The organism is Arthrobacter sp. TmtSoilC79 (assembly GCF_059739405.1).
Map to the genome: position 1 here is coordinate 3,022,459 of NZ_AP046051.1, position 26,614 is coordinate 3,049,072.

The window sequence follows — 26,614 nt, forward strand, 5'->3', positions numbered from 1 at the left end:
CCTCAGAAAAGGACAGTGGCGAAAGTGCCCACTTGCTCGAAGCCCACCCGCTCATAGGTGGCGCGGGCCTTGGCGTTGTAGTCGTTGACGTACAGGCTCGTCACGGGGGCAAAAGTCTTGGAAAGATTCACGACGGCGGCCATGTAACCGGCGCTCTGGCCGTGTCCACGTAATTCGGGATTCATCCACACACCCTGTACCTGCGTGACATCGGCTGTGACGGCGCCGAGTTCAGCTTTGAAGACCACAGTTCCGTGAGCATCAATGTGCACCAGGGAATGCCCTTGGCGGATCAATCCGGCAACCCGCCTGCTGTAGAACTCCTGGCCACCGAGGAAGGGAGAATAGCCAACTTCTTCCTCGAACATCGCGGCGCACGCCGGCAGGATACGGTCGAAGTCCTCCATGGTGCCAAATGCCAGGTCCGGATTGGCACCGATCATGGGCCGTCCCGACATGGTCAGGAGCGGCTGGCATGCACGGATCTCGTGGGCAGAGTGGCCCAATTGTTCGAAACGTGAATAAAGCGCGAGCACGGTGTCTGCGGGGCCGAAAATGGAAGCGTACCGGCGACCGGTTTGGTGGGCAGCGGTCGCTGCATAACCTGCCAGGGCGGGATCCAACTGGACGGGAACCAGGTTGGCTCCGGCCCAGCAGGCGCCCAAGAGCGTTTGGTCGTCAAACACACCAAAAATACTGGCACCGCCACTGGTGGGCGCAGCCGTTCCCGTGCTGTCCAAATGGGCAAGGATGAACACGTTGGCTACTACGTCTTCGCTTGCCAGCGCGCGAAGAGCCAGGGTGTCGGCATTGCCGAGCACCCTGACTCCCAAGCCGTTCTCGTTACGAGACGCTAACCACGGGGCTACCCTTGACAGCATCTTCGCCATCGGCCTCCCCCATCTCTTCGGCGATGCGCATGGCCTCTTCGATCAGTGTCTCAACAATTTCGCTCTCAGGCACAGTCTTAATGACTTCACCCTTCACGAAAATCTGGCCCTTGCCGTTTCCGGAGGCCACACCGAGGTCTGCTTCACGGGCCTCACCGGGCCCATTGACGACGCAGCCCATGACGGCCACGCGGAGCGGAATCTCCATGCCTTCCAGTCCGGCCGTCACCTGTTCCGCCAGCGTGTACACATCAACCTGCGCACGGCCACAGGACGGGCAGGAGACAATTTCCAGCTTGCGGGGGCGGAGGTTGAGCGACTGCAGGATCTGGTTGCCCACCTTGATCTCCTCCACCGGCGGCGCCGACAGGGAAACACGAATAGTGTCACCGATCCCCCGGGACAGGAGGGCACCGAAAGCCGTTGCGGACTTAATGGTTCCCTGGAACGCCGGCCCGGCCTCGGTCACGCCGAGGTGCAAGGGCCAGTCGCCCTTCTCAGCCAGCATTTCGTAGGCAGCCACCATGATGACGGGGTCATTGTGCTTGACGGAGATCTTGAAGTCGTGGAAACCGTGCTCTTCGAACAAGGAAGCTTCCCAGACAGCGGACTCCACCAGCGCTTCCGGCGTTGCCTTGCCGTACTTCTTCATGATGCCCGGCTCCAGGGAGCCGGCGTTGACGCCAATACGGATGGAGGTGCCGTGGTCCCGGGCTGCTGCCGCAATTTCCTTGACCTGGTCATCGAACTTGCGGATGTTGCCCGGGTTCACCCGAACAGCAGCGCATCCGGCCTCAATGGCGGCAAAGACGTACTTCGGCTGGAAGTGGATGTCCGCGATCACGGGGATCTGGGACTTCCGGGCGATGATGGGCAGCGCCTCAGCATCATCCGCCGAAGGGCACGCCACGCGCACAATATCGCACCCTGATGCCGTCAGTTCGGCAATCTGCTGAAGGGTGGCATTGATGTCCGTGGTGGGCGTGGTGGTCATGGACTGAACACTGATGGGTGAGTCAGAACCAACTCCGACGGACCCAACCTTGATCTGCCGTGTCTTACGACGTGGGGCAAGGACGGGGGGTGGGGCTGCTGGCATTCCCAGGCTGACCGAGGTCACGTGGACTCCTTGGGTTGGGGTGGATCGTAATGGTGGTAGCGGCCTGTCAGGACGCGTGGGCAGCCAGGACGCCGATGATGGGGGACCACTCGGTGCTTCGGATGCCGGCAATCACGCCTGCTTCGGCAAACGGATCCTGCTTGAGGAGATCGTTGAGGCCGGCTTCGTCCACTGACTTGAAGATCAGGAGGGCGCCGGCGCCGTCACCGTAGGGGCCACTGGCCAGCAACGTGCCTTCCTCGGCCAGTTCAGCGAGCCAGGCGCGGTGCGCGGGGCGGGCTTCGTCGCGCAGTGCGCCTGAATCGGCAACATATACGTACTCAACAGCGAAAACAGTCATGGTGCTAGCCTATCCCGCCTGCTCTGCAGGAATTGTTCACAGCCCTGCCGATAATGTTCACAGCCCCCTCGAAAATGCTCACAGCTTAGCCAAAGATATTCACGGGCTTCACGATGTCCGCGTAGATCAGCAGCGCGCCCATGGCCATCAGCAGCGCGGCTACGACGTAGGTCAACGGCAACAGTTTCGCGATGTCGAATGAGCCTGGATCCGGCTTGCCCCTCAGCCTGGCGACCTGACGCCGTGCACCTTCATACAACGCCCCGGCTACATGGCCGCCGTCAAGGGGAAGCAACGGGATGAGGTTAAAGATGGCCAACGCGAAGTTGAGCCCAGCAAGCAACCCGACCAAGGTACCAATCCGTGCCTGCATCGGAACTTGCTCCATGGCCGCAACTTCCCCTGCCACGCGGCCAACGCCTACCACGCTGATGGGTCCGTTGGGGTCCCTGGGCTCCTCACTGAAGGCAGCCTTTGCTACCCCGACAACCCGGGCCGGCAGGTTGAAGATCACACCGGAAATTTGTTTGATGTTCTCCCCCGCCATGGGAAGAACGGCCGACGCCGGTTGCGGCACCAGGGCGCTTTGGGCTCCGATGCCGAGGAAGCCGACTTCCTGGTACTGCAAAACTCCATTGGCGTCCTGCGCCTGGCGACCGTCAGGTCCAACGACCGGACGGGAGGAAAGCACGGGGGTCACGGTGGTTTGGACGGGTGAGCCGTTGCGTTGGACGGTGATGGCCACCTCCCTGCCCGCCGAGGCACGGATCCAGCCGGTCAGTTCATCCCAACTGGTGACGGTTTTTCCGTCAAAGGAAGTGATGGTGTCGTTCGGTTGAAGGCCCGCAGCTGCGGCCGGTGTGGGTTTGCAGTCCGCGGAGTCCGGGTCAACCGTTTCGCCCGCCGCAACCTGGCATTTGGAAACATCGGCAATGGTGGTGGTTGCTTGGGCTGTCCCGAAGCCCATGAGCAGCACGGCCAGCAGGATCAAGCCGATGATCATGTTCATGGCGGGCCCACCAAGCATGACGATGACTTTTTTCCACACCGGCAGCTTGTAGAAGACCCGGTTTTCGTCCGCCGGACCAACTTCCTCGTGCGCCATGGAACGCGCTTCGGTGGCCAGTGTCTGGAACATTCCCGTGCTTGAAGGACGGACGGCGCCGTCCACCTTGTTTGGCGGGTACATGCCGATCATGGAGACATATCCGCCCAGCGGAAGCGCTTTGAAGCCGTATTCCGTCTCCCCTTTTTTCCGGGACCACAGGGTGGGGCCGAAGCCGATCATGTACTTGGTGACGCGCACTTTGAAGAGCTTCGCCGGTACGAGGTGGCCTACCTCGTGCAGCGCGATGGAAACGGCGACGCCTATGGCGACGAAGACGACTCCGAGAATGAAGAGAAGAACGGGACTCATGCCGGTGGGACTGCTTCCATAAGGGTTGGGCTAGTGGGCGCTGTTGGCTAAACGATCAAGGGTACGGGCGCGTGCCCAGTCCTCAGCATCCAGCACGGACTGAACTGTCAGCTCGGAGGAGCCTGAATGTTCACTGAGAACCGACTCCACGGTATCCACGATGTCCGTGAAACGAATGCGGCCGGCATGGAAAGCCTGGACTGCTTCCTCATTGGCTGCGTTGAATACTGCGGGGAAAGTGCTCCCCTGTTTGGCTGCATCCTTGGCCAGGTCCACTGCAGGGAAAGCCACGGTGTCCAGTGGCTCGAAAGTCCAACTGGTGGCCTTGGTCCAGTCGCAGGCTTGTGCAGCCCGCGGGACCCGGTCCGGCCATCCGAGCCCCAAGGCGATAGGCAGCCGCATGTCCGGTGGTGATGCCTGGGCGATGATGGAACCATCGACAAACTGGACCATGGAGTGGACCACCGACTGGGGATGGACCACGACGTCGATCCTGTCCAGGGGAACATCGAACAACAGGTGTGCCTCGATGACTTCCAGCCCTTTGTTCACCAGGCTGGCCGAGTTCGTTGTGACCATAAGGCCCATGTCCCAGGTGGGGTGGGCCAGCGCTTCCTGGGGCGTGACGTGGTGCAACTGATCGCGCGTTCGGCCACGGAAGGGACCGCCCGAGGCCGTCAGGATCAGCTTCTCGACTTCCTGGGCAGTCCCGGACCGAAGGCACTGGGCGATCGCGGAATGCTCCGAGTCAACCGGAACGATTTGGCCGGGGCCTGCAGCAGCTTTGACCAGGGCGCCGCCCACGATCAGTGACTCCTTGTTGGCGAGCGCCAAGGTGGCGCCGGTTCCCAACGCGGCCAACGTGGGTGCCAGGCCAATGGACCCCGTAATGCCGTTGAGCACAACATCGCAGTCGATGGCTGCAATCTGTGTGGAGGCGTCCGGGCCGACGAAGACCTCCGGCTCGAAGTTCCTTATCCCGGCAACGGCGGCCGCCTCTTCAATCAGCCGGCGCAGCACCTGTGGATCGCCGTGGGCAATGCCTACAGCCTGTGCCCGGGTATGGACAGCCTGCCGGGCAATGAGTTCCGGGTTTCCCCCACCTGCGCTCAGGGCCACCACTTCAAAGCGGTGCGGGGCAGCATCGACGACATCGATCGCCTGCGTGCCGATGGAACCTGTGGACCCGAGGATGACGATCTTGCGCGGCTGCATTGTTCAAGTATCCCAGCCCACCACGGAGCCCGCGACCGCGGGCTGGCCTATGTGGAGAAACGGTACTTCTTGACCATCATCCTTCCGCGCGTACCGTGGAACCGTGGAGTGGTTGTCCTGGTTGGATGCTTGGGACTACGAATTTGCCCGGCAGGTATTGCAGCGCGGCACCGCTGCGCTGTACCTGGTTGCCTTCCTCTCCACGGTGAACCAGTTCCCGGCCCTCCTCGGCGAGCGCGGCCTTTTGCCCGTTCCGGCTTTCCTGGACCTGGCACGCAAGCTGGGCAGGCCCACGCTCTTCCGCTGGCGCTATTCGGATGCGCTTTTGAGAACAGTCTGTTGGACAGGGATAGGCGTGGCAGGTCTGCTGGTTGCAGGGCTGCCGCAAACCGGCCCTCCGTGGCTGCCGATGCTGGCTTTCCTGACGTTGTGGTTCCTGTACATGTCAATCGTCAACGTCGGCCAGACGTTCTACGGCTTTGGCTGGGAGATTCTGCTGCTTGAGGCCGGCTTCACCGTGGCCTTCCTCGGTTCGGACCGGACGCCCCCGCCAACCACCATCCTGGTCCTCATCGTGTGGCTGGTCTACCGGCTTGAGTTCGGGGCCGGGATGATCAAGATCCGCGGGGGCAGGGAGTGGCGGGACATGACCGCCATGTTCTACCACCACGAGACCCAGCCGATGCCGGGTCCGCTCAGCAGGCAGGCGCACCTGCTCCCGCGGCCGCTGCACAAAGTGGAAGTGGTGGGCAACCATTTCGCGCAGCTGGTGGTGCCATTCTTCCTCTTCGCGCCACAGCCACTGGCAAGCATTGCCGCAGGAATTGTCGTCGTGACGCAACTGTGGTTGGTGGGCACCGGAAACTTCGCGTGGCTGAACTGGGTGGCGATTGTCCTGGCTTTTGCTGCCGTCAGCGACCCCGTGGTCCACGCCGTCTTTCCGTTCATCCCACTTGACTGGCACCAGGGCGCCGATACGCCCCTGTGGTGGTTCGCCGTCGTCGTGTCTGTGACTGTCCTGTTGTTGGTATGCAGCTACCGTCCGCTCCTGAATCTGTTCTCCAGCCGGCAGATGATGAATGCCAGTTTCAACCGCTGGCGCCTGGTCAATGCCTACGGCGCTTTCGGGACAGTGACGAAACAGCGCATTGAGATCGTGGTTGAGTGCACCATGGATGACGATCCCCTGGCCCCGGATGAGCGGTGGTCCGAGTATGGCTTCAAGGGCAAGCCCGGCGATGTCCGCCGACTCCCCCGGCAATGGGCGCCGTACCATCTGCGCCTGGATTGGCTCATGTGGTTCCTGCCATTGCGGACCGTTCACGAGGACTGGTTTTACGCCTTCCTGGACAGGCTCCTGGAGGCGGACAAGCCGACGCTTGGGCTGCTTCGCCAGGACCCGTTCGACGGCGAACGCCCCCGTTGGGTGCGGGCGCGCAGCTACCTCTACCGTTTTGCCAGCCGGGCGGAGTTCCGCGCGACCGGCGAACGTTGGGTAAGGGTGTTGCTCTACGACGCTGTTCCGCCGGTGCAGTCAGGCCCGGGACGCCGGCTTCGGCGCTGAGGCTGATTCCTGTGCCGGCGCTGAGGCTGATTCCCGTGCCGGCGCTGAGCCTGCCTCCCTTGCCGGCGCTGAGGCTGAATCCCTTGGCGGGGCCGTGGACTCACGAACCACCAAGTGTGTTGCAAGTTCGACGCGCCGCGAGTCGATGTCTTCACCTTGCATTTGGCGAAGGATGAAGTTCAGCGCCGATCGCCCTATTTCCTGGAGGGGCTGGCTCACCGAGGTCAGCGGCGGCGTGGACTCCTCGGCTTGGTAGGTTCCATCGAACCCGACCAGGCTCATGTCCTCGGGGATCCGGATCCCTTGCCTGCGTGCCTCGGCCAGGACACCCATGGCAATGCTGTCGCTGCCGGCAAAGACGGCCGTGGGCGGATCTTCCAGTGCCACCAGTGCCTTGAAGGCTGCCGCTCCATTCTCGGGCCGGAACTGGCCTGCAGAAACATATTCATGCTCCACGGTGATGCCTTCTGCCATGAGTGCGGCCATATAGCCGTGGAGCCGGGCCTGGCTGCATTCGGCCGTGGCAGGACCGCCGATGTAGGCGATGCGTCGATGCCCCAGCTCCAGGAGGTGGGTGGCGGCGACCTTTCCACCTGCCCAGTTGCTGGCGCCCACGCTGAACAGGTCAGCGGGAGGGGGATTCAGCGGGTCGATGACCACAATGGGGATTTGGCGCCTCTGGAAAGCTTCCAGGTGGGCTGTTCCGAATGCCGAGGTGACCACGATCATGCCGCTGCGGCCTTCGTCGACCATCCGCTGCGCGCGTTCTTCCGGACCCAGCGGCGGTGCTGCCTGCAGCCCGGTCACCGAAAGGATCACTTCCATGTCCGAAACGTTGGCCTGCTCCATGATCCCTTTGAGGACTTCCATGTTGTAGGCCGAGTTCAGGGAGTCAAACACCGCTTCGACGGTCCTCTGGACGGGATTGGCTTTGCGCTGGAGCGGGGATTTATATCCGGTCCGTTGCAGGGCGGCCAAGACCCGCGCGCGGGTGCCCTGCGCCACGTCTTCACGCCCATTGACCACTTTGGACACCGTGGGCACGGAGACGCCCACCTCTTGCGCCACGGCGGAAAGGGTCAGTTTGGAGGGTCGTTCGTTGAGGCTCACGGCTACCGCTTTCGAAAAGTTTCGGTTGATAACAGTCTGCATTGATAGCGGGGTTCTCGTCAACAGGACAGTAACCAGAACGAATTTGTTCCATAGAAGGCCTTGACGGTGATGCGGGTCACGGCTAAGTTTGGTGGGCACTTCCGAAAGGACTTACGAAACATTTCGAAAAGTTGCTGGAACCAGGGATCGAAGTCGATCTCCTAAACCGCGGAGTGTGGCTTTTTACACGCACAACCGGGCAATCAGCGTCGAGCCCGAAGGACGAATGGAAACTGCACATGAATAATCTAAAGTTGCGCACCGCCGGACTGGCCGTTTCTGCAGCGGCATTGTCGATCTCACTCGTAGCCTGCGGATCCTCCGGCCCGGCCGGATCGGGCGCTTCCGCGGACTCGGCTACCATGTGGGGACTTACCGGTGGTGACCAGCCCGTGTTCCAAGCGTCAGTGGATTCGTGGAACAAGTCCCACCCGGATTCCGCCATCAAGCTCGACTTCTTCGCCAACGATGCCTACAAGACCAAGGTCCGCACCGCCGTCGGCGCGGGCCAGGGGCCCACGCTGGTTTACGGCTGGGGCGGCGGGGTCCTGAAGTCCTACGTCGACGCCGGACAGGTGGATGACCTGACGGGATTCCTCAAGGAGAACCCCGACGTCCAGAGCCGCTACCTCCCCTCCATCCTTGAGAGCGGCGTGATCGACGGCAAGACCTACGCACTCCCGAACAACAAAGTGCAGCCCGTAGTCCTCTACTACAACAAGGAAGTCTTCGACAAGGTCGGAGCACAACCGCCCAAGACCTGGGATGAGCTGATGGCACTGGTCCCTAAGTTCAAGGAAGCCGGCGTGGCGCCCTTCTCCTTGGGTGGCCAGTCCAAGTGGCCGGACCTGATGTGGCTTGAATACCTGGTGGACCGGATCGGAGGACCCGAGGTATTTGCCGACATCGCAGCGAACAAGCCCGGCGCGTGGTCCGACCCCGCTGTGCTGGAAGCACTGAAGAAGATCCAGGAACTGGCCGATGCCGGAGGATTCATCAACGGATTCTCCTCCATTGCCGCTGACAGCAACGCAGACCAGGCCCTCCTGTACACCGGCAAGGCCGCCATGATCCTGCAGGGCAGCTGGATCTACCAAGGCATGAAGAAGGACGCGGCCGACTTCGTCTCAAGCGGCAAGCTCGGCTACATCCCCTTCCCCACCGTTGAAGGCGGCAAGGGTGATCCGGCGAACGTTGTGGGAAACCCCTCCAACTTCTGGTCTGTGTCTTCCAAGGCCACCGAAGAGCAGAAGAAAACCGCCCTCGAATACGTCAAGGACGGAATGTTCAACGACGAGAACGTCCAAAGCCTGATCAACTCAGGAGCAGTGCCCGTGGTAACAGGTATTGAGGACAAGCTCGCGGCTTCCCCTGACAAGGACTTCCTGACCTACGTGTACGGCATGGCCAAGGACGCCCCGGACTTCACGCTTTCCTGGGACCAGGCCCTGAGCCCTGCCCAGGGAGATGCCATGCTGGCCAACCTGGACCAGATCTTCCTGAAGAAGATCACTCCTGAGCAGTTCGCTTCCACTATGAACGCGACAATCGGGAAGTAATCCAGTGTCGGCAACCAGCACCACTGCGCGCAAGGAGCTGGGCGTCGGACACACTGCAGGCACCCGTCGGACCCTGGAAAAGGGTCCGACGGGGTGGCTGGCAGTCCCCGCCCTGGCCTTCTTCATGCTTTTCGCCATCCTCCCGCTCCTGGGAGTCCTGTTCCTGAGCTTCACCCGCTGGGACGGACTGGGAGAGATCAAACTGGACGGGCTGTCCAGCTGGAACACGGTCCTGGCCGATCCCGTCACCGGAAACGCTTTGTTGGTGACGGCCAAGATCATGTTCTTCTCCTTCATTGTCCAGGCCCCCATCAGCCTCTTGCTCGGGGTCTTCACAGCCGCCAGCCAGAAGTACCGCGCTGCACTGGCGGTCCTCTACTTCGTGCCGCTGCTCCTCTCCTCGGCAGCAGTGGCCATCGCCTTCAAAGCGTTGCTCGATCCGAACTTCGGACTCGGTCCCGGATTAGGCCTGCCCTTCCTCGCCCAGGATTGGCTGGGCAACTCGGACCTGGTGCTGTTCGTAGTGGTCTTCGTGATCGCCTGGCAGTTCGTGCCCTTCCACACCCTGATCTACCAAGGCGGCGTCCGACAGATTCCCGCTTCCCTGTACGAAGCTGCCCAGATTGACGGTGCCGGCCGTGTCCAGCAGTTCTTCAATATCACCTTGCCGCAGCTCAAATACACCATGATTACTTCCTCCACCCTCATGGTGGTGGGTTCCCTGGCGTACTTCGACCTGATCTTCGTGCTGACCGCCGGCGGCCCCGGCTACTCCACCAGGCTCCTGCCGCTGCACATGTACCTGACCGGCTTCAAGGCCAACGACATGGGAGCGGCGAGCGCCCTGGGCGTCATCCTCGTTGTCATCGGACTGGCCTTGGCTTTGTTCCTGCAACGACTCGGCGGCAAGAACCGCAACGCGAGCCAATTGGAAGGTGCGTAATGGCTGCCACAACACAATTGCCCACACCCCCGGCGACAATGCCACAACAAGGGACCAACCGGCGTCGGGCCCCAAAGCTTGGCCGCGCGCGGCCAAACTTCCTGGGCGGGCTGGGTGGCTGGCTGTGGCTGGCGGTCATCATCGTACCGGTGTACTACGTAGTGATCACCAGCCTGAAAAACCAGGCAGGGTTCTTCACTTCCAATCCGATGCTGCCTCCTGCCGAGCCCACCTTGGAGAACTACAAGCTGGTCCTGGAGAACGATTTCGCCAAGTACTTCACCAACAGCCTCATCGTCACCGTGGGCAGCGTGGTCCCGGCACTGTTCGTCGCCTTCATGGCCGCCTACGCGATCGTCCGCGGCAAAGGACGATTCCTCGGCTGGACCAACAACGTTTTCCTGCTGGGTCTTGCGATCCCGTTGCACGCAACCATCATTCCCATCTATTGGATGATCACCAAGGCGCACATGTACGACACGCTGCTGGCGCTGATCCTGCCCTCCATTGCCTTTGCGATCCCGGTCTCCGTGCTCATCCTGTCCAACTTCATGCGCGATGTTCCCAACGAGCTCTTTGAATCGATGCGGCTGGACGGTTGTTCCGATTGGGCCATGATGTGGCGGCTCGCACTGCCCATGACCAAGCCCGCCGTCATCACGGTTGGCATCTACAACGCACTGCACGTGTGGAACGGATTCCTGTTCCCGCTGATCCTCACCCAAAGCCCCGACACCAGGGTCCTGCCGTTGTCGCTGTGGACCTTCCAAGGTGAGTTCAGCGTCAACATCCCCGCAGTGCTCGCCTCCGTGGTGCTGGCCACGCTTCCCTTGCTGGTGATCTACGTCGTGGCGCGCCAGCAGTTGCTCAGCGGCCTGACTGCTGGTTTCAGCAAGTAAACGGGCTTCCACCAACCAGAAAGGATTCAGATGACGGACCTCCAACCACTGCGCGTGGGCATGGTGGGCTATGCCTTCATGGGCGCCGCCCATTCCCATGCCTGGCGCACCGCACCGCGCTTCTTTGATCTTCCCCTCGCTCCGGAACTGACAGCCGTTGCCGGCCGGAACGGTGACGCTGTCCGGGCCGCGGCAGCCAAATACGGCTGGGCATCAACTGAGACCGATTGGCGCCGCCTGATCGACCGCGATGACATCGACCTCATCGACATCTGCACCCCCGGGAACACCCACGCCGAAATAGCGATCGCCGCCCTTGAAGCCGGTAAGCACGTCCTGTGCGAAAAGCCCTTGGCAAATTCGGTGGAAGAAGCCGAAAAAATGACGCTCGTCGCCCAGGCTGCGGCCGAGCGTGGTGTGTTCTCCATGTGCGGCTTCAGCTACCGGCGCACCCCTGCTTTGGCGTTGGCCAAGCGGATGGTGGAGGACGGCCGGCTGGGCGATATCCGGCACGTCCGGGCCCAATACCTCCAGGACTGGCTCAGCGACGCCGATGCCCCACTGACCTGGCGGCTGGATAAGTCCAAATCCGGGTCCGGGTCACTCGGTGACATCGGCGCGCACAGCATCGACGCCGCCCAGTGGATCACCGGGCTGAACATCACTGGCGTTTCGGCACTGTTGGAAACCTTCGTGAAGGAGCGCCCGGTGGGCGGTGACCTCGTGGGCCTGGGTGGCCATGGTGGTGCCGATGGTCCACGCGGTCCGGTCACGGTGGATGACGCAGCGCTCTTTACCGCCCGTTTCGAGGCCACGCCCGACGCCGGTGCTGCCGCCGGCTCACCGGGCAGCACCACCACCGGGCCCATTGGCATCTTCGAAGCAACCCGTTTTGCCCTGGGACGCAAGAACGCCATGCGCCTGGAACTGAACGGCACCAAGGGATCGATCGCGTTCGACTTCGAGGACATGAACTCCTTGCAGTTTTACGATTCCGCGCTGGAACCGGATGCAGGCTTCCGGAAGATCATGGTCACCGAACCATCCCACCCCTACACCGCCAATTGGTGGCCCACCGGCCACGGCCTGGGCTATGAGCACGGCTTCACGCATCAGGTGGTGGACCTCGTCACGGCCATCGGCGCAGGCGAGCAGCCCACGCCGTCGTTCGCTGACGCATTGCAGGTGCAAAAGGTGCTGGCCGCGGTAGAGGCGAGCGCAGAGAACGCCAGCCACTGGCAGAACGTGTGAGAGGAAAAACCATGAACCGACCCATCACCCTGTTCACTGGCCAGTGGGCCGATCTTCCGTTTGAGGAAGTAGCCCGGCTCGCCGGCGAGTGGGGCTTCGACGGCTTGGAGATCGCGTGCTGGGGAGACCACTTGGACCCGCAGCGTGTGGTGGAGGATGAGGGCTACCTGCAGGAAAAGCTGGACATCCTGGACAAGCACCAACTGAGCGTCCACGCGATCGCCAACCACCTCACCGGCCAAGCGGTGTGTGATGACCCCATTGATGAACGCCACCAGGACATCCTCAGCCCTTCAGTCTGGGGCGATGGGGATCCGGAGGGGGTCCGGCAACGGGCCGCCGAAGTCATGAAGACCACAGCCCGTGCTGCGGCAAAGCTTGGGGTGAAGACGGTGACGGGCTTTACCGGCTCATCCATATGGAAGTGCGTGGCCATGTTCCCGCCCGCATCCGAGGCCATGATCGAGCGCGGCTACCAGGACTTCGCGGATCGTTGGAACCCCATCATGGATGTGTTTGACGAAGAAGGCGTCCGATTCGCCCTGGAAGTCCATCCCTCTGAAATCGCCTATGACTACTGGACCACCAAGCGTGCCTTGGAAGCGATGGGCCACCGGCCAAACTTTGGCCTCAACTTCGATCCCTCCCATTTCATCTGGCAGGACCTTGACCCCACGATGTTCCTCCAGGACTTCGCGGACAAGATCTTCCACGTCCACGTGAAGGAATCCGTCCGGCAACTCAATGGACGCAACGGCAGGCTGGGGTCGCATTTGCCCTGGGCTGATCCCCGCCGGGGGTGGGACTTCGTCACCGCCGGCCACGGCGATGTGAACTGGGAGCCGATCTTCCGCACCCTCAACGCCATTGGTTATGAAGGCCCAACCAGCATCGAGTGGGAGGACGCCGGCATGGACCGGCTGCTCGGCGCTCCCCAGGCGCTGCGCATGGTCCGGGAGTTGGCCGGCATACGCCCTCCGGCTGCCGCCTTCGATGCCGCTTTTGCAACGCGCTGACCGCACCAAAGCACTGACTCACTGACTCACTGACATACGCCCAAACGAAGGAAACCATGACAAGCAACAACAAGACAGCGCTGGTGGTTCGCGGCGGCTGGGACGGACACCAGCCGGTGGAAGCCACGGAGCTGTTCATCCCTTACTTGAAGGCCAACGGCTACGAGGTCCGGGTGGAGGAATCCCCCAAGATCTACGCCGACCCTGACTACATGGCCACCGTTGACCTGATCGTGCAATGCATGACCATGACCACCATCGAGAAGGACGAGTTCGAGGGACTGCGTACTGCCGTCGAAAACGGTACCGGCCTGGCCGGCTGGCATGGCGGAATCGCTGATTCCTATCGCAACAACTCGGACTACCTTCACCTGATTGGTGGCCAGTTCGCCTGCCACCCGGGCAAGCATGCGGACGAGCGGATCGGTGAGCAGTCGGACAACTATGTCCCGTACACCGTTTCCATGCTTCCCGCCGCCTCCGAACACCCCATCACGCAGGGCATTGGAGACTTCGATCTGGTCACCGAACAGTACTGGGTCCTCTCCGATGACTACATCGACGTTCTGGCCACCACCACGCAGAAAGTACGCGACTGGGACCCCTGGAACCGCGAAGTCACCTCGCCGGCCATCTGGACCCGGCAGTGGGGCAAGGGCAGGATCTTCGTCTGCACCCCCGGGCACCGTGTGGAAATCCTTCAGGACAACAACGTCCGCACCATCATTGAAAGGGGCATGCTGTGGGCAAGCCGCTGAACATAGGCGTCATCGGCTGTGGTGCCATCATCGCCCAGTACCTGACAAACTTCCGCCGCCTGGATTCGATCAACCTGGTAGCGGTAGCGGATCTCGACTTCGCCCGGGCGCAGGCCGTAGCGGAATCCTATGACGGCGTCCGTGCGCTGTCCGTAGACCAGCTCCTGGCTGCTGAAGATGTGGAACTCGTCCTGAACCTCACTATCCCGGCCGCCCACGCCGACATCGCACTGAGGGCCATCGCAGCGGGAAAGTCCGTCTACGGGGAAAAACCGCTGGCTGCCACCACGGCCGAAGCCCAACAGGTGCTGGATGCGGCCGCCGATGCAGGACTCGCGGTAGGTTGCGCCCCGGACACAGTGCTGGGAACCGGAATCCAGACAGCCCGAAAGGCAATTGACGATGGACTGATTGGGGCACCAATTTCGGCCACCGCCACCATGGCAACCCCAGGCCACGAACGGTGGCACCCGAACCCCGATTTCTACTACCAGCCCGGCGGTGGTCCCCTGCTGGACATGGGCCCCTATTACGTCTCTGCGCTGGTCACGCTGCTCGGACCCGTGGTTTCAGTCCTGGGTGCTGCCAGCCATACCCGCAAGGAACGCACCATCGGTTCCGGCCCGCGCCAGGGACAAGTGGTTCCCGTTGACATCGACTCGCACGTCACAGGCATCCTGGTCCATGCCTCCGGCGCCATATCAACGCTGTTCATGAGTTTCGATGCCGTCAAGACCAAGAGCCCCAACATCGAGATCCATGGTGAAACAGGCTCGCTGATCGTCCCTGACCCGAATCATTTCGACGGCGATGTGCAGCTGTTCGCTTTGGGCGCGGAGGAATGGGAGAGTCTCCCGGCCTCTGCCGGTTATGTGGACTCGGGCCGCGGCTTTGGCATCGCCGACCTCGCCATGACCCCGGCCGGGCAGGAACCACGCGCCGGTGGCCAGTTGGCCTTCCACGCACTGGAAGTCATGGAATCTGTGCTCGAATCCGCCAAGAGCGGGCAGGCGGTACCGATCAAGAGCACTGCCTCCCGGCCCCCCGTGGTTGAACTGACGGACATCGCGACGCCGGTCCGCGCCTAGCGCTCAGACCACCCCCGCCGGGGTGGGAGTTAAAGCCCATGTTTTGCCGCCGAAACATGGGCATCAACTGTCACCTCGCGGGGTGCCCGGCCCGGCGAAGGGTCGCTTGGGCATGCTTAAGGATGGGCCCATCGATCATCTTGCCCCGGAATTGGAACACTCCCGTGCCTGCCGCGGCCGCAGCTTCCAGGAGCTCATTGGCCTGGCCAATGGCTTCGGGTGTTGGCGCATACGCCTCCCGTACCACCGCTACCTGGTTGGGGTGGATGCAGGCTTTCGCACCGAACCCGCTGGCCACGGCATCGTGGGATTCGGCCAACAGGCCCTCAAGATCCGGGATGTTCACATACACGGAGTCGATGGCTTCCTTGCCTGCGGCCTTGGCGGCGAGCAGTACAGCGGACCGGGAGTGAAGGGCAACAGCCCGGTACACGCCGTCGTCGTTCCTGCTGGAGAGGCCACCGAGGGAAGCCAGCAAGTCCTCTGCGCCCCACATCAGGCCCACGACGTTCGGCTCGGCAGCGATGGCCGGGGCGTGGACGATGCCCGCGGCGGTTTCGCACAAGGCGATGACGTCGAAACCAGCCAGCTCCCGCAACTGCTCCGCGCTCTCTGCTTTGGCGAGCATGATGGTGCGGTAGGGCGTATCAGCCAGGGCTTCGAGATCCAACCCGAACTCGGGCGTCCCCACGGGATTCACCCGGACGATGGTTCGGCGCGGATCCAGACCGGCGCCACCGGACTGTTCCAGAATCGCTTGGCGGGCCGCAGGCTTGTCTGCCGGCGCTACTGCATCTTCAAGGTCGAGGATGACGGCATCGGATCGATCAGCAGCCTTGCCAAAACGCTCCGGCCGGTCTGCAGGGCAGAAAAGAAGGGCCGGCCCCATGGTGAACGCTGAAGTGGAGGGGGAATCGGGAGAAGGCATGGGGCTCCTGGCTGGTGGGTTCTGGCAAGGCATGGAACGGATTCAAGGCTGGGCTGCGTGCGCTTCCTTGGTCCACATGAGGCAGGTCCGTGTTGCCAGGGCAACCACGGTCCCATCCTGGTTTCGACCGGTGTGCCGCATGGTCACCACACCTTGGCCCGGGCGGGATGACGACAACCGTTTTCCCGTGATTTCCGTTTCCGTGTACAGGGTATCGCCGTGATGGAGCGGGTGCGGAAAAGTGACATCCGTCAGGCCCAACTGCGCAATGATGGTGCCCTGCGTCAACTGGGTCACGGACTGGCCCACCATGGTGGACAGGGTGAACATCGAGTTCATCAGCCGCTGCCCGAAAGGTTGCCCCGCGCTCCACGCCGCGTCCAAATGCAGCGCCTGGGTGTTCATGGTCATGGTGGTGAAGAGGACGTTGTCTGCCTCGGTGACCGTGCGCCCGGGCTTATGCGCGTAGATCACACCTTCTTCGAGCTCGTCGAAGTACAGCCCGCGCTGCTCGATGACCCGCGTCATACAGTGAGCTCCTGGTCTTCTTCGAACAAGTCCGCTCCGGTTGCCGCGAGGACGTCCTCAAGAGTGACGTTGGGAGCCAGTTCGCGCAGGACCAGGCGGGGGCCACCTTGGTCCTTGACGACGTCGATGACGGCCAGGTCCGTGATGATCCGGTCCACGCACCCTTTGCCTGTCAGGGGCAGCGTGCACTCCTGGACAATTTTCGGCCGGCCGCTGCGGTCTGCGTGTTCCATCATGACAATGACCTTCTTGGCACCGAACACCAGGTCCATCGCGCCGCCCATGCCCTTGACCATCTTGCCCGGGATCATCCAGTTGGCGAGGTCTCCGTTGGCGGCCACCTCCATGGCACCGAGTACTGCGACGTCAACGTGGCCGCCACGGATCATGCCGAACGAGGCCGACGAGTCGAAGAACGCAGCGCCGGGATTCGTGGTGACCGTTTCCTTGCCGGCGTTGATGAGGTCCGGATCGACCCTGTCCTCCGCCGGGTAGGGGCCAACCCCCAGGATCCCGTTCTCGGAGTGGAGAATGACTTCCACACCATCAGGGATGTAGTTGGGAATCAGCGTGGGCATCCCGATACCCAGGTTCACGTATTGCCCGTTGACCAGCTCCCGGGCCACACGGGCGGCAAGTTCGTTGCGGGTCCACCCTTTGGCTTCGTGGTGCTCGACGTCGGCGCGACGGTACTCGTGCCGTACGGCTTCGGGGCGGGGCGGAATGTCGTGGAAAGTGTTCTCGGTCATCGTTCCGCTCCTGCCTGGGCTGTGGCGGATTGGCCTGCGCCGGCACTGGAGGCCAGCGCCACGGTCCGCTTCTCTATCCGCTTCTCACTCGAATTCGCCACCACTACCCGCTGGACGAAGATGCCCGGCGTGTGGATGTGTTCCGGGTCAAGCTCGCCGGGTTCCACCAACTCCTCAACCTCGGCAATGGTGGTCTTTGCCGCCATGGCACAGAGGGGGTTGAAGTTCATTGCAGTCGCGTGGAAGACCAGGTTGCCGTGCCGGTCGCCCTTCCAGGCATGGACCAAGCCGAAGTCAGGTGTCAGGGACTCTTCCAGCACATAGTCGGCGTCATTGAAGGTCCGCACTTCCTTGGGCGATGAGGCCAGCGCAACGTTGCCTTCGGCGTCGTACTTTTGTGGAAGTCCGCCCTCCGACACCTGGGTGCCCACACCGGCCTTGGTGTAGAAGGCCGGGATGCCGGCACCACCGGCACGCAGCTTCTCCGCCAGGGTGCCCTGCGGGGTGAGGACAACTTCCAACTCCCCCGCCAGATACTGCCGGGCAAATTCCTTGTTCTCGCCAACATACGAGCTGATGGTCCGGCGGATGCGGCCGTCTTTGAGGAGAATGCCAAGGCCCCAGTCGTCCACGCCGCAGTTGTTGCTGACCGTCTCAAGATCGGTGGTGCCTTGCCGGTGGAGGGCGTCAATCAGGGAAACGGGAATACCGCAGAGGCCGAACCCTCCCACAGCCAACGAGGCACCGTCCGGGATGTCCTTCACCGCTTCCGCGGCGCTGGCAACAACCTTGTCAATCATCCTTGATCCTTCCCGTACGGTTACAGACCCAGCTCGCGGGCGATCAGCATCAACTGGACCTCTGTGGTGCCTTCCCCGATTTCAAGGATCTTGGAGTCGCGGTAATGGCGTGCCACCGTGAATTCGTTGATGAAGCCATAGCCGCCGAACACCTGGGTGGCGTCCCGCGCGTTGTCCATGGCTGCCTCGCCTGCGACCATCTTAGCGATGGCGGCTTCTGTCTTGAACGGCTTGCCTGCCAGCATCCGGGAGGCGGCGTCGTAGTAGGCAAGACGGGCAGTGTGGGCCCTGGCCTGCATCCTGGCGATCTTGAACTGGATGGCCTGGTACTTGCCGATGTTCTGCCCGAACGCGCTGCGTTCCTTGGCGTACTTCACGGACAGATCCACGCAACCCTGGGCTGCACCGGTGGCCAGCGCAGCTATGGCAATACGGCCCTCGTCAAGGATGGAGAGGAAGTTGGCATAGCCACGGCCACGCTCGCCCAAAAGGTTCGCCTCGGGAACGCGGACGTTGTCCAAGGTGAGCGGGTGCGTATCGGAAGCGTTCCAGCCCACCTTGTTGTACGGCTTCTCCGCCGTGAAACCGGGCGTGTCCGTCGGCACCAGAATGGTGGAGATTTCCTTCTTGGTGCTGCCGTCAGGGTTCTCCTTGTGTCCCGTCACTGCGGTCACCGTCACCAGCGAGGTGATGTCCGTGCCGGAGTTGGTGATGAACTCCTTGTTGCCGTTGATCACCCAGTCACCGTTGTCCAGGTGCGCGTTGGTCTTTGTCCCGCCGGCATCGGAGCCTGCTTCCCGTTCGGTCAGGCCAAACCCGGCCAGGGAACGTCCCGACGCCAGCTGCGGCAGCCATTCCTCTTTCTGGGCGTCCGTCCCGAAACGGTACACGGGCATGGCACCAAGTGAGACCCCGGCTTCAAGCGTGATCGCCACCGACTGGTCAACCCGGCCCAGTTGCTCCAGTGCCAGGGCAAGGGCAAAGTAGTCGCCACCCATCCCGCCGAACTCCTCGGGGAAGGGCAGGCCGAACAAGCCCATCTCCCCCATCTGCTTCACAACCTCGTAGGGGAAACTGTGTTCTTCGTCGTGCTTGGCCGAAACGGGCGCAACAACCTCGTCGGCGAACTCGCGGACGGAGTCGCTCAGGTCCTGGTATTCCTCATTGAGTTCAAACGTGCTCATGCCTGGTCTTCCTTGTCTGTGGTGTTGCCCGGGTTCCTGCCGGCGGCCTCGTGATCTCCAGTGGCGTCGGCTGCGTGGATGGTGGCGAGCACCTGGTCGGCCTTGACCAGGTCGCCGGGTTTGCTGGTGAGGTGAACGGTTCCCGCGACCGAGGCCACCAATTGGTGTTCCATCTTCATCGCTTCCACGGCAAGGAGCGCCTGGCCTTCCTCGACCCTCTGGCCATCTGCCACCGACACGGACACCACCGTTCCGGGCATTGGCGAGCGCACTTCCGGGTCCGCGGCCCCTTCTTCGCGCTGGATGCCTGCAAGCATCCGGCGCAGGCGTTCTGCCCGGTCCAGGACCTCGAGCCTGCACGACCAACCGTTACTGCCGACGTGGATTTCGCGGGGATTACTTCCAGCGGTCCCCACCGCGAAGGTGACTGGACCGTCGTCGAACTCCAACGCAATCGCATTGTCAGTTCGGTCCGACACCTTTACGCTCACGGGGGCCCCGCCGTCGATCCTTGCCGTGAGGGTTCCGTCCCCTTCAGTGATGGAGACAGTGGAGACGGTACCGCCGGGCACCCCGAACGTCACCGTCCATGCGGCCCGGGCACCAAGACGCCACGAATCCGGAGTTGCCCACGCGTCGCCCGCCAGCGTCGCTCCGGTCCGTTCCAACCACAAGCTGAGAGCGGCGGCGATCAGCTCTACGGGACCTGCGTGCCGGAACTCCATGAACGGAAGACGGCGCTCGATCAAACCCGTATCCAGTTGCCCGGCGCGGACCTGGGGATCATTGATCAGCAGCCGCAGGTATTCAACATTCGTATCGACACCCAGCAAGGTGTACCGGCCAAGGGCAGCGTCCAGGGTATCCAGGGCCGCTTCCCGTTCCCCGCCCCAGGCGATGACCTTGGCAAGCATGGGATCGTAGTCCCCCGTGATCTCCAGGTTCTCCCGCATGGCCGAATCAATCCGCACATCCGCGTGCACCCGTTGCTGCCCTGACACGGACGGATCCCCGGCGCCCTGTTCTGCGAGCGCCACGATCCAGCCCATCGACGGCATGAAGTTCCGCTCGGGCACTTCCGCGTAAACGCGTGCCTCCACGGCGTGGCCATGAATTACGACGTCGGACTGCGCCACGGTGAGCACCTCACCTGCGGCGATCCTCACCTGCCATTCCACGAGGTCGATGCCGGTGACCATTTCAGTCACCGGATGCTCCACCTGGAGCCGGGTGTTCATCTCCATGAAGAAGAACTCGTCAGGGTGTTGGTCCGAGACCAGGAACTCGACGGTTCCGGCGCCGCTGTAGTTGACGGACCGCGCCGCGTTGCAGGCTGCCTCACCAATGCGGGCCCGCTGCTCCGCGCCGTTCGGCAGCGATTCGAACAGGGCGGACGGGGCTTCTTCGATCACTTTCTGGTGGCGTCGCTGGAGGGAGCACTCGCGCTCGCCGAGGTGGATGACGTTGCCGTGGTTGTCGGCCAGGATTTGTACTTCGATGTGCCGGGGCGTGCTGATGAGCCGCTCCAGGAAAAGAGTGTCATCCCCGAACGCGGATGCCGCCACGCGCCTGGCCGTAACGAGGGTTGAGGCCATGTCTTCGGGCCGTTCCACCACATGCATGCCTTTGCCGCCACCACCGGCGGAGGGCTTAATCAGCAGGGGGAAACCCACCTCCGCTGCCGCCTCGATCAGTTCCTGGTCGGTCAGGCCGGGCTGGGCTATTCCCGGAACGCACGGCACGCCGTAGGCCATGACGTGGTTCTTGGACCGGATTTTGTCGCCCATGACGTCGATCGCACCAATTCCCGGCCCGATGAACGCGATGCCCGCGGACTCCAGCGCCTTGGCGAACTCAACGTTCTCTGACAGGAAGCCGTAACCGGGGTGGACCGCTTCGGCGCCGCTTCGACGGCACGCCTCGATGATGGCATCGATTCTCAGGTAGCTTTCCGCAGGTGCGGTCCCACCGATTGCCACGGCGGTGTCGGCCAAGGCGACATGCTTGGCGTCTTTGTCAGCGTCCGAGTACACAGCGACGGATCGAATGCCCATCGCCTTCAGGGTGCGGATGACACGACACGCGATCTCACCTCGGTTGGCAACGAGGACGGCGGTGAAACTGCGGGGTTCGACTTCCGGGCCGGATGGCGCGGGGGCTGTAGTAGTTGTTGTTGTTGGCAGGGTCATGGTCACATCCTGAAGAGGCCGAAGGCGGTCTCGGGCAGTTGCTGGCGGGAGAGGACATCCAAGGCCATTCCCAGAATCCGCCGGGTGTCAGCGGGATCGATGATGCCGTCGTCCCACAACCGGGCGGTGGAGTAATACGGACTTCCTTGGTCCTCGTACTGTTGCTTGATGGGCGCTTTGAAGGCTTCCTCATCCTCGGCAGACCATTCCTGGCCGGCCGCCTCGTACTGATCCCGTTTGACGGTTGCGAGGACACTGGAGGCCTGGTTTCCGCCCATTACGGAGATCCTTGCGGCCGGCCACATCCAGAGGAACCGCGGCGAATACGCGCGTCCGCACATGGAGTAGTTGCCCGCGCCGAAGGAACCGCCGATGACCACTGTCAGTTTGGGTACCCGGGCTGTTGCCACCGCGGTGACCATCTTGGCCCCGTTCTTGGCGATGCCGCCCTGTTCGTAGTCTTTGCCGACCATGAAGCCGGAGAGGTTCTGCAGGAAGACCAGGGGAATGCCACGCTGGTCGCAGAGCTCGATGAAGTGGGCTCCCTTCAAGGAAGACTCGCTGAAGAGAACCCCGTTGTTGGCAACGATCCCCACCGGATGGCCGTGCAGGTGCGCGAATCCGGTGACCAGGGTGGTGCCGTAGTTCTTCTTGAACTCATGGAACTCCGAGCCATCCACGAGCCTGGCAATGACTTCGCGGACGTCGTACTGTGCGTTCACGTCCACGGGAACCACCCCGTAGATTCCTGCAGGATCGACGGCGGGCGGCAGGACGACGTCGGACACGTCCCAGGCCGGCTGCGCCGGCTTCGGCAAGGTTGCAACAATGTCCCGAACGATCTCCAGAGCGTGCTGGTCGTTCTCGGCCAAGTGGTCGGTAACCCCGGAAATCCTTGAATGGACGTCCCCGCCGCCCAGTTCCTCCGCGGTGACGATTTCGCCAATGGCCGCTTTCACCAAGGGAGGTCCGCCGAGGAAGATGGTGCCCTGGTTCCGAACGATGATGGTCTCATCGCTCATGGCAGGTACGTAGGCGCCACCTGCCGTGCACGATCCCATGACAGAGGCGATCTGCGGGATTTTGGCCGCTGACATTTTGGCCTGGTTGTAGAAGATCCGGCCAAAGTGCTCTTTGTCCGGGAAAACCTCGTCCTGCTTGGGAAGGAATGCTCCACCTGAATCTACGAGGTAGATGCAGGGCAGCTTGTTTTCCAAGGCGATCTCCTGGGCCCGGAGATGCTTTTTCACCGTCATGGGATAGTAGGTGCCGCCCTTGACGGTGGCGTCATTGGAGATCACCAGGACATGCCTGCCGTGAACCAGCCCGATACCCGCGATCACCCCGGCACCTGGTGAATCGTCGTTGTACATTCCATTCGCAGCCAAGGGTGCGATCTCCAGGAACGGGCTGCCGTCATCGAGCAGGTAGTCGATGCGTTCACGCGGCAGCAGTTTGCCGCGGGCGATGTGCCGCTCACGTGAGGCGGCCGGGCCGCCGAGGGCCGTGGTCGCCAGGCGTTCCTTGAGATCTGCCACCAAGGCACGTTGTGCCGCTTGATTGGCTTCAAAGGTGCCACCGGCCGTTCCCGCCAGCTTGGAAATTGTCTCCATCGACCCCTGTTCCATTCCCGGCCGCAGGCCATTTCGGTTAGTGCCACGTAACTGAAATTTAGGTTAGTCTTTATTAACTGTGATGTCCAGCACAGCCGAACCAGCAGGGGTTGGGTCCGGCACTGGCACTTAGGAGGAAAAGTGACCGGAGGTCCGGAAGCAAGCAACAACGGCACCCGTGCCGCTGCAACGCAGCGGGGGCAGGCCAAGGAGCTCCGGCGACTGGCTCTGTTGTCCGCGGCCGCCGGACTCTTTGCGGAGAACGGCTTTACCCGCGTGTCCCTTGAAGATCTTGGCGCAGCAGCGGGAGTCAGCGGACCCGCCGTCTACCGGCACTTTCCAGGCAAGCAGGCGGTACTCGGAGAGCTGCTGCTCAGCGTCAGCCGGGACTTGTTGGACGGCGGGTCAAAGGTGGTATCCGAAGCGGAGGACCCCCTGTCCGCGCTGAAGGGATTGATCCAATTCCAGGTCGACTTCGCGCTCAGCAACCCTGACGTCATCCGCGTTCAGGACCGGGACTTCGGAAGCCTCAGCGACACCGACCAGGCCGAAGTCAGGTCGCTCCAGCGCAGTTACGTCGAAACGTGGGTAGACGTCCTTGCCCGCCTCCACACCGACGCCGATGTCCCCGGCCTTCGGGTCCGGGCTCATGCAGCCTTCGGCCTTATCAACTCCACACCCCACTCGGTGCGCCACCACGGCAGGAAAATTGCCGTGAAGTCAGCCAGGCCCATCCTCGAACAGATGGCCCTGGCTGCCCTCGTGCCGGCGTAATTACCTGCTCGTCCAACCGCTGAGCCAACAGCTGAGTCACCTCATGCCGTAGCCGGACCGGCCACCTTCCCGGCGCGATCGGACCCCTGATGCGAGTGGACCCCAAACGTGGGTGCACCCTGGAGGAGGGCGATGAGATCCCCGCCATGGGTCAGTTGCGGATGGTGCCCTGCACCCGGTACCCGGATCAGCTGGACCTGCGGAAGTGATTCAAGGCGCTCAACCATCTCCGGGGCGATGGGGTCATCGCTTCCCGTGATGATGCGGACACTGCCGCTGAATCGCCACAGCGCTTCCTGGAGTTCGGCCCGCCAATGCTTGGACCCGGCATGGGCGAGGTGCTCAGCTACCCTCCTGCCGCGGCTTCGTTTGAGGTCGCTGACACTTGACTCAAGGGCTGTGGCGTACCCTCCCGATCCTGTCAGCTGATGCGAGAGTCGGGTGGAGCCGGTGTGCCGGAAGTAGGTGCGCGCGAGAGGTTGCACCCTGGCCAATGCGCCCATTCGGGGCTGGAGGAAGAATGGTGCGATCAGCGTGAGGGACTTGACCTGCCCGGGGAACCGATCAGCAGCCACCACTGCCGCAGCCGCTCCGATGGAGTGGCCGATGAGGTCGGCGGGTTCGCCACCCAGGACAGCGGGCAGCCACTGCTCCCAGTCCTGAATGCCCGATCCACCGCTGAGGCCGAGTCCGGGCAGGTCGAGAACGCGTGCGCCGATCCCGGATGCGACGTCGGCCCATGTGTCTGCATTGACCGGCAAGCCGGGAAAGACAACCCTGCTGGAGCTGGCCGCGCCCAGCTCGAAGGTCCTCAGGCCACCAACGTTGACGAAACGACGACCGGCACCTGAGACGGTGCCAAACCGATGCGCAGCCAGGTAGTCGGCCCAGCGCTCCAAGGCGACCAGCACGTCCGGCATGCGGATTCCATGCTTGCCTGCCAGTTCGATGGCGGATCCGGTGGGATAGCGGTCCTCTGACATGAAAGTGAGCGTCTCGGGATCGGCCTTGGTGATCCGCTGCGGGAGCCGCTTGATCACACTGACCGGCATCCTGACCCGCGGGACCTTCGCACCAAGATGTTCGCCCACATGGGTGAGCAGGTCTGCCAGTGGCGGGGTGGCGTCGTCGAGAATCCAATATGACTTGCCGGCAGCGGTGGGATCTACAGCTGCGGCCGTCATGAAAGCCGCCAGGTAGTCGACCGTGACCACCGGAAGGAAGGTCCTTTGGTTTCCCGGCAATGCGGCAACGGAGCCGTTGTGGATCTGCTCGATGGTGGACGCCAGCCCGATGAGCTGATCGGACTCACCGGTCACGCTGTCACCGATCACGCTGGATGGATTGACCAGGGTCCAGGGCACTCCGCGTTCAAGGGCCCTGGCCTGGAAAATGGCGTCGGATTCGACCTTTGATGCCTCATACGCGCCAAGTTCCTTGTATAACGCGTCGCGATGGTCATCGGACCATGGCACAGTCGCCGGGTCCTGTCCGCCAACCCGGTAGCCCGACACATGGACCACGCGCCGAAGATTGGGCAGTTCCGCGGCGAAGTCGATCAGCTTCTCGACGATGCCAACGTTCGCTTGACGCGCCTCCCCGGCAGTCATCCCAAACCGGTACGATCCGGCGCAGTTGTGGATTTCGGTGACGAATTCGAATGCCGCTGGGCCACCGGCGATGATCCCGGCGGCATCGAAGTCGACGATCGCCGTTCTGATGCCCTGCGCGAGGCCATGCTCCCTTGCCCAGCGCTGGACACGGGCTCCGGAGGCGGCGGTTCGCACTGCTGCCGTAACGTGCGCGCCGGCTTCGGCAAGAGTAAGGACAAGGTGCCGGCCGACCATACCCGAGGCGCCGAAGACCAAGGCGTGTCGGGGCTTTTCATTCGAGGTCATCGCGCTCCCCCGGTGGCGTTGCAGCGCTGATCAATGAGTTCTGCGACGACGTCTGCGGCCGAAAGCAAGGGTTGGGTGCTCTGCATGGCACGAGAGAGGATCACCGCCCCTTCGATCATCGACACGACAACGGTTGCCAGGGACCGGGCTTCCGCGGCGTCAATACCATTGGCCTCCAGGAGCGCGGACGTGGGGGCAATCCAGGATTCGAAGGCAGCCGCGCAAGCCCCCCTCAGCCGCTCGTTCTCCGCACCCATCTCCAAAGTGACTACAGAGACCGGGCAACCCAGCCGGAAGTTGCTTCCGCTGACAAGGGAAGCCAGCGCCTCAATGGCAGCGCGGGCGGCCCCAGCGGCACTGCCTGCCGACACTGCCGCTTCAGCTATCAGCGTCTCGAACTGCTTTGCGGCGAGTTCGACTGCCGCGACACCAAGTCCCTCCTTCCCGTCGGGGAAGTGGAAATAGATCGATCCTTTCGGGGCCGCGGCATGTTCGATCACGGCATTAAGCCCCGTTCCGCTGTAGCCGTTGGTCTGGATGAGTTCGAGCATTGACTCCGCGAGCCGCGCTTTGGTGAGGTTTCCTTTTGATGCCATGGAAAAATAATAGACCGGTCTATATATTTTTCCTAATGGCGCCCTTCACCGGATGTTTGGCCCCGTGGGTGGCTTCGGCATGCCTAGGACTGCCAGGGCCAGCTTGGGAGGATGTTTTCTGCCGCGGCTCCCCTAGGCTGAAA

24 protein-coding genes are annotated in these 26,614 nt (G+C 62.6%); 9 read left to right on the forward strand and 15 right to left on the reverse strand.

Features of this window, described 5'->3' with window-relative positions; translation table 11 throughout:
* Positions 1-2: 2 nt before the first annotated feature.
* The 5 genes from AC6JA3_RS13905 to dxr form a co-directional block, all read right to left on the reverse strand.
* Positions 3-881: a GNAT family N-acetyltransferase gene (locus AC6JA3_RS13905; RefSeq protein WP_026541529.1), complete on the reverse strand. Its 879-nt coding sequence runs from the start codon at positions 879-881 to the stop codon at positions 3-5.
* Positions 844-2,010, reverse strand: coding sequence for a flavodoxin-dependent (E)-4-hydroxy-3-methylbut-2-enyl-diphosphate synthase (gene ispG, locus AC6JA3_RS13910; protein WP_011774258.1), 1,167 nt, complete (start codon positions 2,008-2,010; stop codon positions 844-846). The genes AC6JA3_RS13905 and ispG overlap by 38 nt, the downstream gene beginning before the upstream one ends.
* Before the next feature lie 46 nt (positions 2,011-2,056).
* Positions 2,057-2,350 carry a YciI family protein gene (locus tag AC6JA3_RS13915; RefSeq protein ID WP_026541528.1) on the reverse strand — a complete coding sequence of 98 codons (294 nt, stop codon included), beginning with the start codon at positions 2,348-2,350 and terminating at the stop codon, positions 2,057-2,059.
* A gap of 85 nt (positions 2,351-2,435) precedes the next feature.
* A complete protein-coding gene (locus tag AC6JA3_RS13920) occupies positions 2,436-3,767 on the reverse strand; it encodes a M50 family metallopeptidase (RefSeq protein WP_026541527.1) in 1,332 nt (443 codons plus the stop codon).
* Between the two features lie 30 nt (positions 3,768-3,797).
* Positions 3,798-4,982, reverse strand: coding sequence for a 1-deoxy-D-xylulose-5-phosphate reductoisomerase (dxr, locus tag AC6JA3_RS13925; RefSeq protein ID WP_026541526.1), 1,185 nt, complete (start codon positions 4,980-4,982; stop codon positions 3,798-3,800).
* Between the two features lie 103 nt (positions 4,983-5,085).
* Between dxr and AC6JA3_RS13930 the strand changes: the two genes are divergently transcribed.
* Positions 5,086-6,546, forward strand: coding sequence for a lipase maturation factor family protein (locus AC6JA3_RS13930; RefSeq protein WP_347783556.1), 1,461 nt, complete (start codon positions 5,086-5,088; stop codon positions 6,544-6,546).
* Here AC6JA3_RS13930 and AC6JA3_RS13935 read toward each other — a convergent pair.
* Entirely contained in the window at positions 6,517-7,656 is a 1,140-nt protein-coding gene (locus AC6JA3_RS13935; RefSeq protein WP_223945055.1) for a LacI family DNA-binding transcriptional regulator, read from the reverse strand. The genes AC6JA3_RS13930 and AC6JA3_RS13935 overlap by 30 nt on opposite strands.
* Before the next feature lie 281 nt (positions 7,657-7,937).
* Here AC6JA3_RS13935 and AC6JA3_RS13940 point away from each other — a divergent pair, with 281 nt between their 5' ends.
* The 7 genes from AC6JA3_RS13940 to AC6JA3_RS13970 are packed head-to-tail and all read left to right on the forward strand — an operon-like array spanning position 7,938 to position 15,212.
* Positions 7,938-9,257: an ABC transporter substrate-binding protein gene (locus AC6JA3_RS13940; protein WP_347783557.1), complete on the forward strand. Its 1,320-nt coding sequence runs from the start codon at positions 7,938-7,940 to the stop codon at positions 9,255-9,257.
* 4 nt (positions 9,258-9,261) lie between these two features.
* The gene (locus AC6JA3_RS13945) at positions 9,262-10,200 is read left to right on the forward strand and encodes a carbohydrate ABC transporter permease (protein WP_347783558.1); all 939 of its coding nucleotides are present in this window, start codon (positions 9,262-9,264) and stop codon (positions 10,198-10,200) included.
* Entirely contained in the window at positions 10,200-11,099 is a 900-nt protein-coding gene (locus AC6JA3_RS13950) for a carbohydrate ABC transporter permease (RefSeq protein WP_347783559.1), read from the forward strand. Before AC6JA3_RS13945 ends, AC6JA3_RS13950 begins: the two co-directional genes overlap by 1 nt.
* Positions 11,100-11,129: 30 nt before the next feature.
* Complete coding sequence (locus tag AC6JA3_RS13955) at positions 11,130-12,350, forward strand: Gfo/Idh/MocA family protein (protein ID WP_091550614.1); 1,221 nt, start codon at positions 11,130-11,132, stop codon at positions 12,348-12,350.
* An 11-nt stretch (positions 12,351-12,361) separates the two neighbouring features.
* A complete protein-coding gene (locus tag AC6JA3_RS13960; RefSeq protein ID WP_026541520.1) occupies positions 12,362-13,366 on the forward strand; it encodes a sugar phosphate isomerase/epimerase family protein in 1,005 nt (334 codons plus the stop codon).
* A gap of 56 nt (positions 13,367-13,422) precedes the next feature.
* On the forward strand, positions 13,423-14,124 hold the full coding sequence (locus tag AC6JA3_RS13965; RefSeq protein ID WP_026547298.1) for a ThuA domain-containing protein: 702 nt from the start codon (positions 13,423-13,425) through the stop codon (positions 14,122-14,124).
* Positions 14,109-15,212 (forward strand): Gfo/Idh/MocA family protein, encoded by a 1,104-nt coding sequence (locus AC6JA3_RS13970; RefSeq protein WP_091550616.1) that lies wholly within the window; start codon positions 14,109-14,111, stop codon positions 15,210-15,212. The genes AC6JA3_RS13965 and AC6JA3_RS13970 overlap by 16 nt, the downstream gene beginning before the upstream one ends.
* Before the next feature lie 70 nt (positions 15,213-15,282).
* Here the strand turns inward: AC6JA3_RS13970 and AC6JA3_RS13975 are convergent, their stop codons facing one another.
* Genes AC6JA3_RS13975 through AC6JA3_RS14005 form a run of 7 tightly spaced genes read right to left on the reverse strand, consistent with a single transcriptional unit; the run spans position 15,283 to position 23,203 of the window.
* Positions 15,283-16,140, reverse strand: a complete 858-nt coding sequence (locus tag AC6JA3_RS13975; RefSeq protein WP_347783560.1) for an HpcH/HpaI aldolase/citrate lyase family protein — start codon at positions 16,138-16,140, stop codon at positions 15,283-15,285.
* A gap of 42 nt (positions 16,141-16,182) precedes the next feature.
* On the reverse strand, positions 16,183-16,668 hold the full coding sequence (locus AC6JA3_RS13980) for a MaoC family dehydratase (protein WP_026541516.1): 486 nt from the start codon (positions 16,666-16,668) through the stop codon (positions 16,183-16,185).
* Positions 16,665-17,417 (reverse strand): CoA transferase subunit B, encoded by a 753-nt coding sequence (locus AC6JA3_RS13985; protein ID WP_026541515.1) that lies wholly within the window; start codon positions 17,415-17,417, stop codon positions 16,665-16,667. The genes AC6JA3_RS13980 and AC6JA3_RS13985 overlap by 4 nt, the downstream gene beginning before the upstream one ends.
* Positions 17,414-18,217, reverse strand: coding sequence for a CoA transferase subunit A (locus AC6JA3_RS13990; RefSeq protein WP_091550620.1), 804 nt, complete (start codon positions 18,215-18,217; stop codon positions 17,414-17,416). Before AC6JA3_RS13990 ends, AC6JA3_RS13985 begins: the two co-directional genes overlap by 4 nt.
* Before the next feature lie 20 nt (positions 18,218-18,237).
* The gene (locus tag AC6JA3_RS13995) at positions 18,238-19,401 is read right to left on the reverse strand and encodes an acyl-CoA dehydrogenase family protein (RefSeq protein WP_347783561.1); all 1,164 of its coding nucleotides are present in this window, start codon (positions 19,399-19,401) and stop codon (positions 18,238-18,240) included.
* Positions 19,398-21,590 (reverse strand): acetyl/propionyl/methylcrotonyl-CoA carboxylase subunit alpha, encoded by a 2,193-nt coding sequence (locus AC6JA3_RS14000; RefSeq protein ID WP_497920168.1) that lies wholly within the window; start codon positions 21,588-21,590, stop codon positions 19,398-19,400. The genes AC6JA3_RS13995 and AC6JA3_RS14000 overlap by 4 nt, the downstream gene beginning before the upstream one ends.
* A 2-nt stretch (positions 21,591-21,592) precedes the next feature.
* Entirely contained in the window at positions 21,593-23,203 is a 1,611-nt protein-coding gene (locus tag AC6JA3_RS14005; RefSeq protein WP_347783563.1) for a carboxyl transferase domain-containing protein, read from the reverse strand.
* 141 nt (positions 23,204-23,344) lie between these two features.
* Here AC6JA3_RS14005 and AC6JA3_RS14010 point away from each other — a divergent pair, with 141 nt between their 5' ends.
* Positions 23,345-23,977, forward strand: a complete 633-nt coding sequence (locus AC6JA3_RS14010) for an SACE_7040 family transcriptional regulator (RefSeq protein ID WP_026541511.1) — start codon at positions 23,345-23,347, stop codon at positions 23,975-23,977.
* A gap of 41 nt (positions 23,978-24,018) precedes the next feature.
* Here the strand turns inward: AC6JA3_RS14010 and AC6JA3_RS14015 are convergent, their stop codons facing one another.
* A complete protein-coding gene (locus AC6JA3_RS14015) occupies positions 24,019-25,875 on the reverse strand; it encodes an alpha/beta fold hydrolase (protein ID WP_347783564.1) in 1,857 nt (618 codons plus the stop codon).
* On the reverse strand, positions 25,872-26,471 hold the full coding sequence (locus AC6JA3_RS14020) for a TetR/AcrR family transcriptional regulator (protein WP_026541510.1): 600 nt from the start codon (positions 26,469-26,471) through the stop codon (positions 25,872-25,874). The genes AC6JA3_RS14015 and AC6JA3_RS14020 overlap by 4 nt, the downstream gene beginning before the upstream one ends.
* Positions 26,472-26,614: the final 143 nt, after the last annotated feature.

Coding starts and splice junctions, on each gene's coding strand:
- AC6JA3_RS13905 (WP_026541529.1), bottom strand. CDS start 881: ATGCTGTCAAGGGTAGCCCCGTGGTTAGCGTCTCGTAACGAGAACGGC.
- AC6JA3_RS13915 (WP_026541528.1), bottom strand. CDS start 2,350: ATGACTGTTTTCGCTGTTGAGTACGTATATGTTGCCGATTCAGGCGCA.
- AC6JA3_RS13920 (WP_026541527.1), bottom strand. CDS start 3,767: ATGAGTCCCGTTCTTCTCTTCATTCTCGGAGTCGTCTTCGTCGCCATA.
- dxr (WP_026541526.1), bottom strand. CDS start 4,982: ATGCAGCCGCGCAAGATCGTCATCCTCGGGTCCACAGGTTCCATCGGC.
- AC6JA3_RS13940 (WP_347783557.1), top strand. CDS start 7,938: ATGAATAATCTAAAGTTGCGCACCGCCGGACTGGCCGTTTCTGCAGCG.
- AC6JA3_RS13950 (WP_347783559.1), top strand. CDS start 10,200: ATGGCTGCCACAACACAATTGCCCACACCCCCGGCGACAATGCCACAA.
- AC6JA3_RS13955 (WP_091550614.1), top strand. CDS start 11,130: ATGACGGACCTCCAACCACTGCGCGTGGGCATGGTGGGCTATGCCTTC.
- AC6JA3_RS13960 (WP_026541520.1), top strand. CDS start 12,362: ATGAACCGACCCATCACCCTGTTCACTGGCCAGTGGGCCGATCTTCCG.
- AC6JA3_RS13965 (WP_026547298.1), top strand. CDS start 13,423: ATGACAAGCAACAACAAGACAGCGCTGGTGGTTCGCGGCGGCTGGGAC.
- AC6JA3_RS13975 (WP_347783560.1), bottom strand. CDS start 16,140: ATGCCTTCTCCCGATTCCCCCTCCACTTCAGCGTTCACCATGGGGCCG.
- AC6JA3_RS13980 (WP_026541516.1), bottom strand. CDS start 16,668: ATGACGCGGGTCATCGAGCAGCGCGGGCTGTACTTCGACGAGCTCGAA.
- AC6JA3_RS13985 (WP_026541515.1), bottom strand. CDS start 17,417: ATGACCGAGAACACTTTCCACGACATTCCGCCCCGCCCCGAAGCCGTA.
- AC6JA3_RS13990 (WP_091550620.1), bottom strand. CDS start 18,217: ATGATTGACAAGGTTGTTGCCAGCGCCGCGGAAGCGGTGAAGGACATC.
- AC6JA3_RS13995 (WP_347783561.1), bottom strand. CDS start 19,401: ATGAGCACGTTTGAACTCAATGAGGAATACCAGGACCTGAGCGACTCC.
- AC6JA3_RS14000 (WP_497920168.1), bottom strand. CDS start 21,590: ATGACCCTGCCAACAACAACAACTACTACAGCCCCCGCGCCATCCGGC.
- AC6JA3_RS14005 (WP_347783563.1), bottom strand. CDS start 23,203: ATGGAGACAATTTCCAAGCTGGCGGGAACGGCCGGTGGCACCTTTGAA.
- AC6JA3_RS14015 (WP_347783564.1), bottom strand. CDS start 25,875: ATGACCTCGAATGAAAAGCCCCGACACGCCTTGGTCTTCGGCGCCTCG.
- AC6JA3_RS14020 (WP_026541510.1), bottom strand. CDS start 26,471: ATGGCATCAAAAGGAAACCTCACCAAAGCGCGGCTCGCGGAGTCAATG.